We start from the raw sequence: 14,903 nt of genomic DNA, 5'->3' as shown, positions 1-14,903 counted from the left end.
CTTCTCTTCCCTATGCGCACAAAAACGCTTTGCATTATGAATAAAAAACGTCCGCTAATGACATAGCGGACGTTCTTCCTATTTAGTTCAGACGTGCAGATGCGAGCTCAACGAATTTGTCGATATCTTTTGCAACCAAAGAGAGTGAATTCCGCCAGAAATCGACTGAGCGTACATCAACATCCATGATGGCTGCTACATCTGCAACGCTCATTTTGCCCGTTACAGATAAGAGCTTGTCGTACTGCTCAACAAAAGCTTCCCCGCGCTTGAGATACTCTGCGTACAAGCCTTTCGCGAACAGGAGCCCAAAAGCATACGGGAAGTTGTAGAAATTGTAATCCGCGCTATAATAGTGCGGTTTGCATACCCACATGTACGGGTGTAGGGCTGCCGGATCCAAACCATCTCCGTAAGCGTCCTTTTGCGCTTGCAGCATCAGTTCGTTTAGAGTGGAAACAGACAAGGCACCTTCTGTTCTGCGCTCAAATACAGCAGTCTCGAACAAGTAACGGCTATAAATATCGACGATCACCTGACTTGCTCCGCTAATATCATTTTCCAAAATCGCAAATGCTTCCTCGGAGGTCGCTTGTTCAAGCGCTGCATTGGCAATGATGGTTTCACACAAAATGGACGCGGTTTCGGCGATTGGCATTGGATATTCGCTATTCAAGAAGGCTTCGTTTACGAGACATTCTCCGTGATAGCCATGTCCCAATTCATGTGCCATTGTGCTCACATCGCTGTAGCTGCCTGTGTAGTTGGACATAATTCTGCTCTCCCCTACGATGTGCAGGTTGTAGCAGAATGCCCCTCCACGCTTGCCTTCACGAATCTCAGCATCAATCCACTGATCGTCATAAGCTCGTGCTGCATAGTTGGCGAGTTTTTCGCTAAAGCTACCAAAATGCTTCACGATGAAGTCGCGGGATTCCTCATACGAGAACCGCATGTCTGCCTCACCCACTGGCGCAAACAAATCATAAAACGGCAATTGAGCGCTCTCATGACCGAGTAGCTTCGCCTTTGTACGGAAGTATTGATGGAAGGATGGCAGGCTCTCACGCATCGCCTGAAGCATCGCTTCGAGCGTCTCGCGGTCCATGCGGGAGTCTTGCAACGTCTTATCCAGCGGCGATTCATAGCCTCTGAGCTTCGCTACGGTAATAACCTCGCCCTTAATTCCATTCAAGCTGGCAGCAGCAGCTTGATCGATTTTTTTGTAAGCGGCAAGTTCTGCCTCGTATGCCGTTTTGCGAAGCTGCGGATCTTTTTCATTCGCCATGTTCCGCACCACAGGCAATGGAAGCTGTTTGTGCTCCCCATCGACTGTAATGTCTACCAGCAAGGTGGAAGTCAGCATTTCATGGAGCTTTGTCCATGCATTTGACCCTGTATTTTTCATTTTTGCCAGGACGATTTCTTCTTTTTCGCTCAGCATGTATTTGCTCTTGTCTGACATTTCTGTCAACATAAAGCGATGTGTCTCTAACAGATCCGATTGGCTAATCAACTCGTCTAGATTGCTCAGCGTTCCTAGCCACTTTTGGAACTGCACGCCTGGTTCAACCAACTCAACTGCCTGATTCTGTACTTTTTCAATCGCGAGCAATGCTGCTTCATTCTTGGCATCGACGCTTGCAGTCAGCTCTCCGTAGGCGTACAAACGGAACTGCGTTTGCAGAACGGAGGTCATCATCGTTATGTATGTCTCCATCTTCGCTACTGCATCTTCTGAAGATTGCAAGTTTTGAACTGCCCAGCCTTTGATCTCTTCCATTTCACCTACTAACTTCTCCCAATCTTGTTTCCATTCGGGCGCGTCAAACGAGGAATACAAGACGTTCAAGTTCCAGCGCATATTCATGGGCACGTGCCTCCTTTTCGCTTATGTAACAAACCTATTGTAAAAAATTTTAGATGGATTCTGCAAGTTTTTACTAAGAAAACTTCTTTTGTGAGAAGAAAAAGACTCTGCCGCTAGCGTAAGCAGAGTTCTTTTGTAGGTGATCAAGCTCGTACAGGCTGCGTCAAAAACGTCAATGCAGATAAGGCAAAAAGCTGGGTGGATTCCACCAATTGGTCAATCGCTACGTACTCATCTGCATGATGAGGGATGTGGCGATCGCCTGCGCCTGTCGTCAAAATCGGAATGCCGGCTTTGTGCAGGAAGGTTCCATCTGTCGCACCTGGAACACCATTATATACGGGTTCTTTTTTCGTGATTTCCCGATAGGCGCTCGCGACAGAAGTCACGACTTCTTCCTTCATGCCAGTCAACGTCCAAGGACGCTCTTCGATGAGTTCCAAGGTGGCTTTGAACTTGTCATCCTCTTTGCTTAATCCTTCTAATATGGCACTGATTTCTTTGTACAGCTCTTGGTGGTCCTGCCCGGGTACCGTGCGAATATCAAGTGTAGTCATGCATTGATCGGGTACGACATTGATTTGGGCATCTCCTTTGACCGGCGCCTGCAAAATCGTCGGAGTGATACTCGGCCACCCCAACATCGGATGCTCGCCCAGACGAGCCATTTCCTTGCGTTCCAGCTCCTCTAACGCCACGATGGCGCGTGCCATCCTTGTGTTCGGATTGATTCCCGTCAGTGGCATGGCACCATGCGCCATCTTGCCAAATGTACGAAGAATGGCTCGCATGGCTCCTTTTTGCGTGATGCAGAGCTGATTTTCTTCTGGTTCGCAGATGATCGCCGCATCGACGTTGTTGGCCCAACCGCGACGGATGAAATCTTTGATCCCGATCATCATGCTCTCCTCATCGCAAGGGATGCACAGGAGGATTTTGCCTGTAAAAGACTGTTTGGATCGTTGGATAGCTTTGACGGCGCATATCGCGGCAGCCAGATTTCCTTTTGTGTCACAGGAGCCACGCCCGTAGATACGTCCACCAGATATTGTCCCGCCAAAAGGGTCGTAGCTCCAAGCATCCCGATCCCCTTCTGTTACGACATCCGTATGGGCTTCGAACAATAGCGTTTTGCCAGGCCTGCCCGAATCGTAAAAAGCGATGACATTCGGTCTGCCTGGAACAACCTCTTCATAGAAGACCTGCAAACCCATATTGCGAAGATAATCGGCGACAAATAGCGCGACCCGCTCTTCATTCGCTCCTGCCTGATCTGGGCGAAACACACTCGGAATTCTAACTAGCTCCTGCGTTAGGCGCACAACTTCCTGCTCGTCAACAAAGGATATCACCTGATTCATCCGCCAATCCTCTCCTCTGCATCCAATTATGTTACACCTATTCCTGGAAGTAACTGCGATAAGATGGCAGTCCCCCTGCTTCCTCTGCGTGCTTAACCGCTTGGATGACGGCTTCTGCCAGCACATCTGCGGACAACGCGCCCACCAAGTCTACACTTGTCTCTACTTCGCCTGTTGCTACTGCAAAGATCGTATCGCCATCGTACATGGTGTGAATCGGCCGAATCGTACGGGCAAGTCCGTCGTGAGCCATTTGCGCTACTTTGTTTGCTTCGGCTTTGGACAAGCGGGCATTGCTCGCGACTACGGCAATCGTCGTGTTCGTACCTGGAGGGATCGGAGCAAAAGCTTGCTGGCGCATTATCTCCATGCTATCCCGAATGGTTCCCTGTTCATCTCTCGGTCCGGCTATGATCGTCCCTGACTGCGGATCTACGACATGACCGACCGCATTTACAGCGACGATTGCGCCTATGACGAGTCCATTGGGTAAAATCACAGAAGCTGTGCCCAACCCGCTCTTCATCGCGTTCCCAAATCCATTCAGCTTTCCTACTGAAGCACCTGTACCAGCACCGACGTTTCCTTGTTCTACTGTCTCACGGCTTGCAGCCTGTGCTGCCTCATAGCCCATTTGACGATCCGGTCGAACCCGATAGTCGCCTACAGCCAGGTCGAACAAGACTGCTGCTGGAACGATCGGAACGACGCCATAGCCAACATCCAGTCCGATGCCTTGTTCCTCCAAATACTGCATGACACCTGTTGCAGCATCCAAACCGTATGCACTGCCACCCGAAAGGCAAATTGCATGGACGACACTCACCAGATTGACAGGGTCCAAGAGGTCCGTCTCGCGGGTGCCCGGGGCAGAACCCCGGACATCCACGCCGCAAACAGATGGCTTTTCCAGCATAATCACACTGCATCCCGTTAATGTTTCTTTGTTTTGTGCATGCCCGACGAGAACGCCGGGTACATCAACAATCGTTCCGGTCATTATAAGTCTCCTGAAATTTTTGATTTTTGCCTGCCCGCTGAGCCCAATTTCTTCCAAGCTGCAACGACAGCCAATGTAACAATGACCGAAACAATTGCTTCTGGCAAGCCGTTCGTGATTGCGACTGTGGTCGCTACGCCGAGGGTCATGTATCCTCGAACAACGGCCATGCCCAGTACCAGGATCGTATTTGTCATCGCCCCAATAAAGCCAGCGGCACCAATCGCCAAGTACTGATTGACGTTTTTCAAACCAACGTAGGTCAAGTAAGCAGTCACACCGATGAACAGACGCGGCAGGATGGCTATAAGAGGGTCTTTAAAAAGCGGAACGGTGGCATTTAAGAAAGAAGAGACTCCAAATATAAGGCCAATGATCATACCAACGCCCCAGCCCTCCATTATGCCTCCGATAACAGCCGGGATGTGCATAATAGTGGCATTGCCCGCTGCTGTCGGAACCGGAATGTAGCCAAGACGTGTCACCCCGAGCAAAATCGCTATCGCGCCCAGAACGCCTGCAATGACAATCTTACGAACGGTCAAGCCTTTTTCCATGCATACTCCTCCTTTTACGAGTTTTATGTGGAATGCCCTTACTCGGGCGAGTTCCCCTAGTCTCCCTTACCAAGGTATGGCGAGCATGACGGCAGAAATGACTATGCTCACGATTAGCGCGATGTAATCTTTGCCTACCGCCCTGTATTGGGTGTATCTGGTCCGTGCGGCACCTGGTGTGTAGCATCTGGCTTCCATTGCTAATATCAAATCTTCTGCTCTGGCGAGCGCCACATTAAACAACGGGATGATGATGGGAAACATATCTTTTGTTCTCTGGATGATCCGCCACCATTCTCCTGTACCGAAATCTGCACCACGGGATGCTTGTGCTTTCATCATTTTTTCCATTTCCATCGCGAAGGTAGGTACAAAGCGCACAGCAATCGTGATGATCAATGCAAACGCATGAACCGGAAACTTTACTTTTTCCAAAGGCCCCAGCAGTCGCTCCATTCCGTGTGTGAGTTCCGTCGTTGAAGTGCTGAGCGTGAGGACACTTGATAAGAAGATCACTTCTACAAAGCGCATGGCAGACACAATGACGAGGCGTACACTCTCACTCGTGATCGTGATAAAGCCGTATTTCAAATAAACGGTTCCGCCATTGACAACCTCCCCGTAAAAAAGCAACTGCATGATCGCCAAAATAATGATAAAGGGGATAGCGGGCTTGATCCCGGATATGCCGTAATGAAGCGGGATTTTCGAGATTTGAAACATCCAGATACAAATGGCTAAAGCAAACAGGTTACCCACGTATGTATCGCAGATGGCAATCGCTAAGATGAGGATGACGAAAGCACCTAGCTTGAAACGAGGATCGAGACGATGAACGACCGAAGCAGTGGGTAAATATTGACCGATGGTAATATTGCGCGTCAATTCAAATTCCGCTGACATGTGGACCCCCTCCTTAGCGGTTCATCAGTTTCAAAATTTCCATCGCTGTCTCTTCGGGTAAAAAAGCGCTAGGATCAATGCTGTAGCCCTGTTCACGGAGTCTGTATAAAATATCAACCGATTCCGGTGTGCCGATATGATGCTGCCGCAACAATTCCTGATTGCCAAAAATTTGTCGTGGTGTCCCATCGCAGACTGATTTGCCGTTTGCCATAACGTAGACACGATCAGCAAGCTTGGCGACCTCTTCCATATTGTGTGACACGAAAATAACCGTTAGCTTTTCTTCCCGATTGAGACGGCGGATGCGCTCCAATAGCTCATGACGAGAGCGCGGGTCCAGCCCTGCTGTTGGCTCGTCAAGCACGAGAACCTTGGGTTGCAAGGAAAGGACACCAGCCAATGCCACCTTGCGCTTCTGTCCGCCACTTAAGGCAAAAGTCGGACGGTCTTTCATCTCCTGAAACGAGAGGCCGACCAAGTCCATCGCCCATTGAACGCGTCGCCGCACTTCCTCTAAAGGCAGCCCCATCCGAAAAGGGCCGTAGGCTACATCATCACCGACCAGTTTTTCGAACAGCTGATCCTCCGGGTTCTGAAAAACGAGCCCTACTTGTCTGCGCAACGTACGAATATCAATCTTGGGTGAAGATACGTCCATTCCATTGATGATGACTGTACCGGATTGCGGGCGAATCAGGCCGTTAAAATGCTGGATTAACGTCGATTTTCCCGATCCTGTATGACCGATAATGGCCAAGCATTCGCCCTCTTCCACCTGTATGGTTACCTGGTCGAGAGCCCGATGTTCGAGAGGCGTTCCTTGCATGTAGACATGAGATAGATTTTCCACGTTTACGATCGGTTGCGTCATGAACCACTCGCCTCCGCTTGTCTGACGTATAGACGATTAACCTCCGCGACAACTTCCTCATTGTGGATGAGATCTCGTGTAAATTCGCTATATTCGGAGTGAACGAGATGAGCAATTCGACTCGCGTCTGGAACATCCAGATGCAACTCGCGAAGTCTTTCCTGATGGGAAAATACTTCACGCGGAGTACCCTCCAATACGATCTTGCCGCTCTCCATCACGATGACGCGATCTGCTTCTGCTACCTCTGACATGTGATGGGTCACTGTGACAATCGTCATTCCTTCGCGATGCAGCTTGCGAACGACTGCCAGTATATCCTGTCTACCGTAGCTGTCCAGCATACTCGTCGCTTCATCCATGACGAGGCATTGTGGCCTCATTGCCAATATCCCCGCAATGGCGATCCGTTGCTTTTGTCCGCCAGACAAATGATGAGGCGGTCGATGGCGAAAGGCACTCATTCCTACTGCCTCTAGGGCAAAATCCACTCGTGTTTTCATCTCTTCTGCAGATGTCCCTATGTTCTCCAATCCAAAAGCCACATCGTCCTCTACAATCGTCGCGACAATCTGATTGTCCGGATGCTGAAAAACCATCCCGACACGGCTCCTCACTTCATGAATTCGCTGTTTTTCACGCGTGTTGATTCCGTTAACGATGACATCGCCATCGTTTGGAGTCAAAATTCCATTGAGATGCTTAGACAGCGTTGACTTACCGGACCCATTATGACCGATGATGGCGACATACTCTCCTGGAAACACTTCTAGGGAGACATTTTGCAGGACAGGAATTTGTTGATCTTGGTTAACCTGATAGGCAAACGAGACATTTTCTACACGAATAATCGGTTGTGGTGTCATGCTCTCCCCTCGCCTCTTCGTAAAAGTCGTATGTGCTGTGTCCTCCATAAATAAGCAACTACCATGCCAAATGAATATGTTTTAAATTTTCTGCAAATTAAACAATTAAAGGAGCCACCCTGTTGCAAACATGCATCGCTGATGTTGCAGTTGCATCAATTTCTACAACCTTTCGTAGCGCTTCATTTTTCTCCACAGCGTGGATCGATCCATTCCCAAAATTTTCGCCGCCTCTCCCTTGTTTCCCTTCGTTTCCGCCAAAACCTTTCGGATGACTTCTGCTTCTCTCTCTTCTTGATCACGGGAAGATTGTCGCTGATACAGCTTCTTCGCAAAAAAAGCAGTGTCCTCCTTGCCTAGCGCGTCATTCTTACAGAGCAAGACCATTCTTTCCACCACATTACGCAGCTCTCGTACATTTCCTGGCCAGTCGTATTGCTTGAAAACGTGGAAAACGGCCTCTTCGACTTTCAGATGCCTTTTGTTTTCCCGTTCCTTGATTTCTCCAATGATCGATGCCACCAATAGCGGGATATCTTCAATTCGCTCTCGCAAAGCAGGCAGCTCAAGCGTCAACACATTCAAGCGGAAGTACAGGTCTGAGCGAAACTGCTTTTCCTCTACCAGTTGTTCCAAATCCCGATTCGTTGCCGCGATAATTCTCACATCGACAGGTACGATGCGCTCCCCGCTGATTCTGCGCACTTTTTTCTCCTGCAAGATACGCAAGAGCAACGCTTGGATCGGGATCGACATCTCTCCGATTTCATCGAGAAATAGAGTGCCTCCGTGGGCCAATTCAAATAGCCCTGGCTTTCCGCCTTTTCGCGCGCCAGTAAAAGCGCCCTCCTCGTATCCAAACAATTCGCTCTCCAATAAATTGCCGGGGAGAGCCGCACAGTTAACCGGGATGAACGGCCCGGTTGCACGCTGGCTGCTCAAATGAATCCCTTGGGCAAACAACTCCTTGCCGGTCCCACTCTCCCCCTGGATGAGAACCGTCGCATCTGTCCTTGCAAAAGTTTCCGCCCATTCCTTCGCTTCACGGATCGCAGACGATTCTCCAACGATATCCTCCAGGCGGAATTTGGCTTCCAAGCCGCTCTCCATGCTCTGCTTGCGAATGCGCATCTCCATTTTTTGAATGTCGGTGATCTCTTTAAAAGTGGAAACCGCACCCACGATTTCACCCGCTACGACAATCGGCAAACGGTTGATGATAATTTGTCGGTTCAGGACCGTCGCGATGTCCCCTATCTCTTTTTTTCCCGTTGCCAAAATTCTCAACATATCTGAATTGGGAATATATCGGGTAATTTTTTGTCCAACAATATTGCCTGGCAGACCGAGTATTTCCATCGCGTTTTTATTGACCCCGATAATAATGGAATCCCGATCGACCGCAATGATCCCGTCGTGAGAAGCGTCCAGAATCGCCTGCATGTGGATGTCGTGAATCATTTGCCTGGCTCCCCTTCCTCGGCATGCTCAAGCATGACTGCTACTTCCGGTGCAGGCCTTCTTGCCCGACGCTTTTTTCGTTTCTTTTTCCGTAATATGAAAATGGCCAGGAGCATTAGCGCGAGGATGGCGAGTTCGATTAGTTGTGCCAGCTTTGCAGAAGTCCAGCCACTCATGCCCAGCAAGTGAAAGATGACGGCTATGTAAAGGAAGATCGATGCTAGATTTTGAGCTTTCACCTGTTTCACCTCTGTTTTTTCTGGTTAGAGAAAGAATGCGGCAATCACTTTATCGTTGATCCCACTCTTGGAGTAATAATGAATCGGCTTTCCTTGTTCTTTTGCATACGCAATTTCCTTGCCTGTACTGTTTCCGATATAGCCCTCTACATCGATGACAAAAATCTCGTCGGACAAATCGATTTTTCGAAAGTGAATGTCTGTGAGTAGATCAGCTTGCTCTTGTGATATCTCAAAGCCCTCGCTCTGTTCGAAAAAGGCTACACTCATCACGAGGTTTCCTTGGAGCGTCAAATACGTATTCGCCTGCTCAAATTCCTTTTTGAATTTTGTAGACCCGCATAGGGTGATGATTTTCATTTTGAATCCCTCTTCATATGGCTTATATTTTTCGTAATAATCTGACTATCCTACTACGAAAAACTCCCATGGAGCCGTGAACATAGCTCCACAGGAGAGTTGGTTCTTGTTGTCTTGCGATTAGATAGGAAGCAGCTCCACCGTTTCTTTGCTCTCCAAGGCTTTCACCATGTCAAGCCATGCCTGCGGCTTTTGTGGAAGCACAGCGTAATAACGCTTCAAGAACGTGACGATCAGATCCGCTTCGAGCGTCTTTTGCTCTTCGTTTGTTGGCATGAAGCCCAGATCGAGCCCGGATACTGCTTCGCCGTCATTTTGCCAGGACGGATGTACGTACGTAAAGTTTGTACGTTTGTAGCCCAAATGAGAGAGCACTTCACGGCGTACAAATGGGTCCATTGGCTTGATTCCGCCAAAGTTGTGTTCTTCCACACGGTACGGGTCGTAGATTTCTGCAAACATCCCGTATAGCTCCTTGCCGTTTTCAGCAGCCAGAGCGAGTAGGTCCTTTTGACGCTCTCTGGCGAGGAATCGTCCCACTCCGAGTCCTTCTCTACCAATAATCGTGAAGTCTGTCATGGCTACGTTCATGTCCGTGTAATAACGGTATTCGGTAGCGCCCACAACTTCTCCTTCGTGTACAGCTACAAATACACGAATGCCCGGATCTTCTAGCGGTTCTTTCCACAGATCGTACTCCAATACTTCCTCAGGCGGGAAAACTTCTTGCATCAAACGGTGCATCTTCGCAAACAGCGGATTGTCAATATGTTGAATACGTACGAATTCCATCAGTCAAATCCCCTCTCGATCGATTATGTCGAATAAATGCCCTACCGATGCTGCTGAAATGGATTTTTCCATTCCATGAGTGTCGCGTAGTTGCGAGATTCCTCATCTACCAAATAATTCGCCACGACCTGAACAGGCGTGCGACCACATCGCATGAGAAATGTAATCACTGGGTCTCTTACTTCCCCTGTCAGAACACGCTCCAAATACTGCTCAGGTGTCCATTGGTCTGCATAACGCCCATATCCTGGCATGCGACCTCCGCCGAGCAATCTGCGCAGTCCTTTTTGTACCACCAGCTCATACATCGCTTGCATCATCTGTTGACCCAATCCCAGCTTGCGGAAGCTCGGACGAATGCATATGTCTACGATGTACAGCGTGTCCCCCTCAGGATCATGATTACGGATATAACCGCTATCCGTGACATCCTCCCACTTATGCTCAGGGTGAGCCGGATCAAACTTCACGAGCAGTCCTGTCATCGAACCTGCCAAAACGCCGTCCACTTCTACACAAATGGCCCCTTCCGGGAACAGCGTAATATGGTTCGTCAACTGCTCCTGGTTCCACCATAGCTCAGACGGAAACGGCGGGGGAAAGCTCTCCGCCTGTATTTGGATCAATTCGAAGAAGTCTGATCGATTGTAGTTGCGTATGACGGCTTTGCGTGGCTTGTTCCCTTCAAATACATACAGCTCTTTTCTGTACATATTCATCCTCCTGCTGTCCAGATCACGATGGATTGCTTACTTCCAGTCTGTATATAAATCGGTGCGACGGTCGCGCCACGTTGTGACGGAGCCTTTTTCCCGCACGTCGTATAGCAATTGGATATCGAGGTCAGCGGTTACCATCATGTCGTGGTTGATTTCCCCTTCAGCAAGAATGCCTCGTGGAGGGAACGGAACATCGTTTGGTGTCAAGATCGCCGCTTGTCCAAAGTTCGCTCGCATGAAATCAACTGTCGGTAGCGAACCAACTGTTCCAGTCAGCACGACATACACCTGGTTTTCAATCGTCCGGGCATGACTGGTATAACGTACTCGATGGAACGCGTGGCGATCATCCGTGCAGGAAGGGCAGAAAATGACGTCTGCGCCCCTTGCTTTGGCGATGCGCACCCACTCAGGGAACTCGATGTCGTAGCAAATAATCATCGCGACCTTCCCTTTGTCGGTCTCAAAGATTTGCAACGAGTCGCCAGCCCCCATGTTCCAGCCTTTTACTTCCCATGGCGTGATATGGATTTTTTTCTGCTGGCCTACACGTCCATCCGGGTAAAACAGAAAAGCCGTATTGTAAAGCTTGCCGTTTTCCTCTATGATGTGCGTTCCACCAATCAGATACATCTCATATTTGGCAGCGAGAGAACGAAATAGCTCGACATATCGGTCCGTGAATGACGGCAATGCCGTAATCGGCAGCGCATTTCCCTGCTCGTCTCCGATCGACATGAGTTGAGTCGTAAACAGCTCCGGGAAAAGGAGAAATTCTGTGTCGTACTCTTGCGCGTTTTTCACGTAGTGCTCAACTTGATTGGCGTAGTCTTCAAAGCTATGTATGGTATGCAGATGATACTGCACAGCGGAAACACGCATTTTCATGCCATTCTTCCTTCCTCAAACGTGATAAGAACCTCTCAGACTAAAATATATCAAAAACAGTCTGTAAAGTCTCGTCATTGACTGTATGAAAAAAGTCGCCTATCCACTTAGACGGGCGACTCTCTCTCTTATTGGTTGGTACTCATCCGCAATACAGTTTTGTAGAGCAGCTCTGTTCCCAGTGCCACGTCTTCATAGGCTGCGTATTCTTGCGGATTATGGCTGATACCGTCCTTACAGCGGACAAAAATCATCCCGTAATCACAAACGTAGGAGAGCGCCAAAGCGTCATGGAAAGGACCACTCATCAGCTCGCGCACAGTGGCACCGAGCTTGCTGCTCTCTTCATGCATAATTGCCTTAATCCAGTCGGCACAGTAACGCGGGTCACTATTTGTATCTTCCGTAATGGTATATTGCAATCCACCTTCTACAGCGGCTAGCTCAATCGCCTCGCGCAACGCTTGTTCTCGCTCATCGCGACGCCTCAAATCGATATCCCGCAAATCAATCGAAAAACGCACACGCTCGGGAATGATGTTGCGCGAATCTGGGAAAACCTCCAAGTGACCGACTGTACCGACTGTTGGCGCTTTTGGATCTAGCTTTGCCAGCTCGTTCACTGCCAAAATTACTTTTGCCGCTCCCACTAGTGCATCCTTTCTCATCGGCATCGGTACGGAACCAGCGTGTCCGGCAAAGCCAGTCAGCTCGACCGTCCACCACAAAGGCCCTGATATCGCCGACACGATTCCAATCGCTTCTCTCGCATCATCGAGAATCGGCCCCTGCTCAATATGCAGCTCCAGATAAGCACCGATGCTGCCTTTTGGATAAATAGACGCTTGTAGGCGATCAGGGTCGCATCCAAAATCAACGAGTGCCTGCCTGCGTGTGATCCCGTTTTTGTCCGTCCGCTCCAAGTCCGTCGGGTCTAGCATGCCGAGAATACCTTTGGAACCAAACAGTCCTTTTTGAAACCGGCATCCTTCTTCATCACAAAACGCAATGACTTCAATCGACTGTGCAGGCATGAACCCTTGTTCATTCAACGTCTGGACGACTTCTAGTCCCCCCAATACCCCGATCACACCATCGTACTGACCACCGTATGGCTGCGAATCGATATGCGAGCCAATCATCAAGATCTGGGCTTGCTCATCCTTCCCCGCCATCCGACCAATCAAATTGCCGAAGTCATCGATCCGCGTCTGAAGACCGGCTTCTTCCATCCAGCTACGCACCAGCTCTACGCCTGCCCGGTCTTCAGCAGACAAAGCGAGTCGACATACACCCGTTTCGCCTATTTTCCCGATTTGCGCTAATTGCTCGATTCGTTTTTGCAGTCGTTCTTCATTGATCGCAAGCTTTCTCGCTTTTACGTTCATCTTGTAGAACCTCCTCATCTTGGCGTTGATAGACGAACTCTCCATCGATCATCGTTTTGTCTACGCGCAGTTCTTTCATACGATCTGCCCGCGTTGCCAAAATATCGCCGTCCAGCACAACGAGATCCGCCAGCTTCCCGACTTCAATACTCCCTTTGATCCCCTCCTCAAAACTGGCGTACGCTCCGTTCCAAGTAAACATGCGAATCGCCTCCATGATGCTGACCCTTTGATTGATCCCCACATCCTGACCTGTTTTACTCAACCGATTAACAGCAGCATGAATCCCAATCAGCGGGTTGAAATCAGTCACGGGACTATCCGACGCTCCTGCCATAATGATCCCCGCGTCGAACTGATCCCTCGCCGGAAACATATGCCCGACACGCTCTCCGATGTTGTTCACATATGAATCGCCGTAATCGTAGATAAAAGCTGGATTCGGGATGGGTACGACGCCTAACCGAGCCATTCTGTCCAACAGATCAGGCGCAGATACACCCGCATGTTCAATCCGATGTCGGTGATTCTCACGCGGATGTGCTTCTAGTGCCGTTTCAAAGCATGTCAGCAGCATGTCAATCGCTCGATCTCCCTGGGCATGAGCGGTAATTTGAAAACCTCTTGCATGTGCCTCTCCCAAAATGGTATTCAACTCGTCCTGTTCATAGTAGAGAATTCCGTAATCATCTGGTCGGCTGGTGAATGGTTCACGCATGGCCATTGTGGGCGCAATGCTTGCTCCATCGGTAAAAACTTTCGCGGGTCCGATACGGAAGCGAGCATTCCCCGTACCCGTTACCATCCCGGCATCGATCATCTTTCGAACAAAATCATCGGATTGATTCAGCGCACAAACCATTGCGTAGATGCGAACTTTCACGTCACCTTCCTGTACCGCTTTTTGCATCGCCCGATAGTTCTCTGGACCGTATCCTCCCGCATCGTGGACACTCGTAATACCCGCAGCAACAAAGTCTTCCGAAGCCAATCGCAGGCCTTCGATGTACTCGGGTTCGGTAAAAGCAGCTTTTTCAAACATGTTCATATGTGCCGTTTCGATGAGGAATCCGGTTAGCTCGCCAGCTTCATCACGATCAATCCGTCCACCTTGGGGATCGGCTGTGTCTCTATCGTAACCCGCTATGGCAAGCGCTCTGCTGTTTACGACAGAGTGGTGAGCGCACGTCCTCATGACAAAAACAGGATGCGCTGTCGTTACTTCATCCAGCTCGGCGAGTGTCGGATAGCGCTGCTCGATCATGAGATTTTCATCGAAACCACATGCCCTCACCCATTCCCCTGCTGGTGTTTTTTCTGCTTGTTCTTTCAGTGCAGTGAGCAGCTCATCAATCGACCTGATCCCTCTCGCTTTGCAATCGACCCCCAGCTTGTTCGTACCGTAAATCGTAATATGCAGGTGGGCATCGATGAAGCCAGGCAATAGGCTCTTCCCTTGCAAATCAATGACGTTTGTATGTGATTGAATCAACTGCTTCACATCTTCACTAGACCCAACAGCAAGAACGCGATTCCCTCTGACTGCCACTGCCTCTGCCACCCGATTCTCATGATCTACCGTGATCACCTGTCCATTGAGAAAAACAGTATCCGCCATATAACTG

15 protein-coding genes are annotated in these 14,903 nt (G+C 49.5%); all 15 read right to left on the bottom strand.

Annotated features, from left to right (window positions below; all coding sequences use genetic code 11):
• Positions 1 to 82 precede the first annotated feature (82 nt).
• Entirely contained in the window at positions 83 to 1,870 is a 1,788-nt protein-coding gene (locus ACM6JA_RS14975; protein WP_414852902.1) for a M3 family oligoendopeptidase, read from the bottom strand.
• A gap of 143 nt (positions 1,871 to 2,013) precedes the next feature.
• Complete coding sequence (locus ACM6JA_RS14970; RefSeq protein WP_414852901.1) at positions 2,014 to 3,231, bottom strand: M20 family metallopeptidase; 1,218 nt, start codon at positions 3,229 to 3,231, stop codon at positions 2,014 to 2,016.
• Positions 3,232 to 3,268: 37 nt separating this feature from the next.
• Positions 3,269 to 4,231 (bottom strand): P1 family peptidase, encoded by a 963-nt coding sequence (locus tag ACM6JA_RS14965; RefSeq protein WP_414852900.1) that lies wholly within the window; start codon positions 4,229 to 4,231, stop codon positions 3,269 to 3,271.
• A complete protein-coding gene (locus tag ACM6JA_RS14960; protein ID WP_414852899.1) occupies positions 4,231 to 4,788 on the bottom strand; it encodes an ECF transporter S component in 558 nt (185 codons plus the stop codon). Before ACM6JA_RS14960 ends, ACM6JA_RS14965 begins: the two co-directional genes overlap by 1 nt.
• Before the next feature lie 66 nt (positions 4,789 to 4,854).
• A complete protein-coding gene (locus ACM6JA_RS14955; protein WP_414852898.1) occupies positions 4,855 to 5,691 on the bottom strand; it encodes an energy-coupling factor transporter transmembrane component T family protein in 837 nt (278 codons plus the stop codon).
• Between the two features lie 13 nt (positions 5,692 to 5,704).
• A complete protein-coding gene (locus ACM6JA_RS14950; protein WP_414852897.1) occupies positions 5,705 to 6,565 on the bottom strand; it encodes an energy-coupling factor transporter ATPase in 861 nt (286 codons plus the stop codon).
• Positions 6,562 to 7,431: an energy-coupling factor transporter ATPase gene (locus ACM6JA_RS14945; protein WP_414852896.1), complete on the bottom strand. Its 870-nt coding sequence runs from the start codon at positions 7,429 to 7,431 to the stop codon at positions 6,562 to 6,564. The genes ACM6JA_RS14950 and ACM6JA_RS14945 overlap by 4 nt, the downstream gene beginning before the upstream one ends.
• 162 nt (positions 7,432 to 7,593) lie before the next feature.
• Positions 7,594 to 8,892 (bottom strand): sigma-54 interaction domain-containing protein, encoded by a 1,299-nt coding sequence (locus tag ACM6JA_RS14940; RefSeq protein WP_414852895.1) that lies wholly within the window; start codon positions 8,890 to 8,892, stop codon positions 7,594 to 7,596.
• Positions 8,889 to 9,131: a hypothetical protein gene (locus tag ACM6JA_RS14935; protein ID WP_414852894.1), complete on the bottom strand. Its 243-nt coding sequence runs from the start codon at positions 9,129 to 9,131 to the stop codon at positions 8,889 to 8,891. The genes ACM6JA_RS14940 and ACM6JA_RS14935 overlap by 4 nt, the downstream gene beginning before the upstream one ends.
• Before the next feature lie 24 nt (positions 9,132 to 9,155).
• Positions 9,156 to 9,491, bottom strand: coding sequence for a hypothetical protein (locus ACM6JA_RS14930; RefSeq protein WP_414852893.1), 336 nt, complete (start codon positions 9,489 to 9,491; stop codon positions 9,156 to 9,158).
• A gap of 120 nt (positions 9,492 to 9,611) precedes the next feature.
• Positions 9,612 to 10,283: a GNAT family N-acetyltransferase gene (locus ACM6JA_RS14925; protein WP_414852892.1), complete on the bottom strand. Its 672-nt coding sequence runs from the start codon at positions 10,281 to 10,283 to the stop codon at positions 9,612 to 9,614.
• 41 nt (positions 10,284 to 10,324) lie between these two features.
• Positions 10,325 to 10,996, bottom strand: coding sequence for a GNAT family N-acetyltransferase (locus ACM6JA_RS14920; protein WP_414852891.1), 672 nt, complete (start codon positions 10,994 to 10,996; stop codon positions 10,325 to 10,327).
• 36 nt (positions 10,997 to 11,032) lie between these two features.
• On the bottom strand, positions 11,033 to 11,890 hold the full coding sequence (locus ACM6JA_RS14915) for a carbon-nitrogen hydrolase family protein (RefSeq protein ID WP_414852890.1): 858 nt from the start codon (positions 11,888 to 11,890) through the stop codon (positions 11,033 to 11,035).
• Positions 11,891 to 12,018: 128 nt separating this feature from the next.
• Complete coding sequence (locus ACM6JA_RS14910; RefSeq protein WP_414852889.1) at positions 12,019 to 13,278, bottom strand: M20 family metallo-hydrolase; 1,260 nt, start codon at positions 13,276 to 13,278, stop codon at positions 12,019 to 12,021.
• On the bottom strand, positions 13,244 to 14,896 hold the full coding sequence (locus ACM6JA_RS14905) for an amidohydrolase (RefSeq protein WP_414852888.1): 1,653 nt from the start codon (positions 14,894 to 14,896) through the stop codon (positions 13,244 to 13,246). Before ACM6JA_RS14905 ends, ACM6JA_RS14910 begins: the two co-directional genes overlap by 35 nt.
• Positions 14,897 to 14,903 lie beyond the last annotated feature (7 nt).

Source organism: Brevibacillus sp. IT-7CA2 (genome assembly GCF_949767855.1).
Taxonomy (GTDB): Bacteria; Bacillota; Bacilli; order Brevibacillales; family Brevibacillaceae; genus Brevibacillus.
Note: the sequence above shows the minus strand (reverse complement) of the source record. Positions and strands in the feature narration are given on the sequence as shown.

Excerpts from the sequence above, each read along its gene's own strand:
- ACM6JA_RS14915 (WP_414852890.1), bottom strand. The coding sequence starts at position 11,890 with ATGAAAATGCGTGTTTCCGCTGTGCAGTATCATCTGCATACCATACAT.
- ACM6JA_RS14905 (WP_414852888.1), bottom strand. The coding sequence starts at position 14,896 with ATGGCGGATACTGTTTTTCTCAATGGACAGGTGATCACGGTAGATCAT.
- ACM6JA_RS14975 (WP_414852902.1), bottom strand. The coding sequence starts at position 1,870 with ATGAATATGCGCTGGAACTTGAACGTCTTGTATTCCTCGTTTGACGCG.
- ACM6JA_RS14955 (WP_414852898.1), bottom strand. The coding sequence starts at position 5,691 with ATGTCAGCGGAATTTGAATTGACGCGCAATATTACCATCGGTCAATAT.
- ACM6JA_RS14970 (WP_414852901.1), bottom strand. The coding sequence starts at position 3,231 with ATGAATCAGGTGATATCCTTTGTTGACGAGCAGGAAGTTGTGCGCCTA.
- ACM6JA_RS14950 (WP_414852897.1), bottom strand. The coding sequence starts at position 6,565 with ATGACGCAACCGATCGTAAACGTGGAAAATCTATCTCATGTCTACATG.
- ACM6JA_RS14925 (WP_414852892.1), bottom strand. The coding sequence starts at position 10,283 with ATGGAATTCGTACGTATTCAACATATTGACAATCCGCTGTTTGCGAAG.
- ACM6JA_RS14960 (WP_414852899.1), bottom strand. The coding sequence starts at position 4,788 with ATGGAAAAAGGCTTGACCGTTCGTAAGATTGTCATTGCAGGCGTTCTG.
- ACM6JA_RS14965 (WP_414852900.1), bottom strand. The coding sequence starts at position 4,231 with ATGACCGGAACGATTGTTGATGTACCCGGCGTTCTCGTCGGGCATGCA.
- ACM6JA_RS14920 (WP_414852891.1), bottom strand. The coding sequence starts at position 10,996 with ATGTACAGAAAAGAGCTGTATGTATTTGAAGGGAACAAGCCACGCAAA.
- ACM6JA_RS14940 (WP_414852895.1), bottom strand. The coding sequence starts at position 8,892 with ATGATTCACGACATCCACATGCAGGCGATTCTGGACGCTTCTCACGAC.
- ACM6JA_RS14930 (WP_414852893.1), bottom strand. The coding sequence starts at position 9,491 with ATGAAAATCATCACCCTATGCGGGTCTACAAAATTCAAAAAGGAATTT.
- ACM6JA_RS14945 (WP_414852896.1), bottom strand. The coding sequence starts at position 7,431 with ATGACACCACAACCGATTATTCGTGTAGAAAATGTCTCGTTTGCCTAT.
- ACM6JA_RS14910 (WP_414852889.1), bottom strand. The coding sequence starts at position 13,278 with ATGAACGTAAAAGCGAGAAAGCTTGCGATCAATGAAGAACGACTGCAA.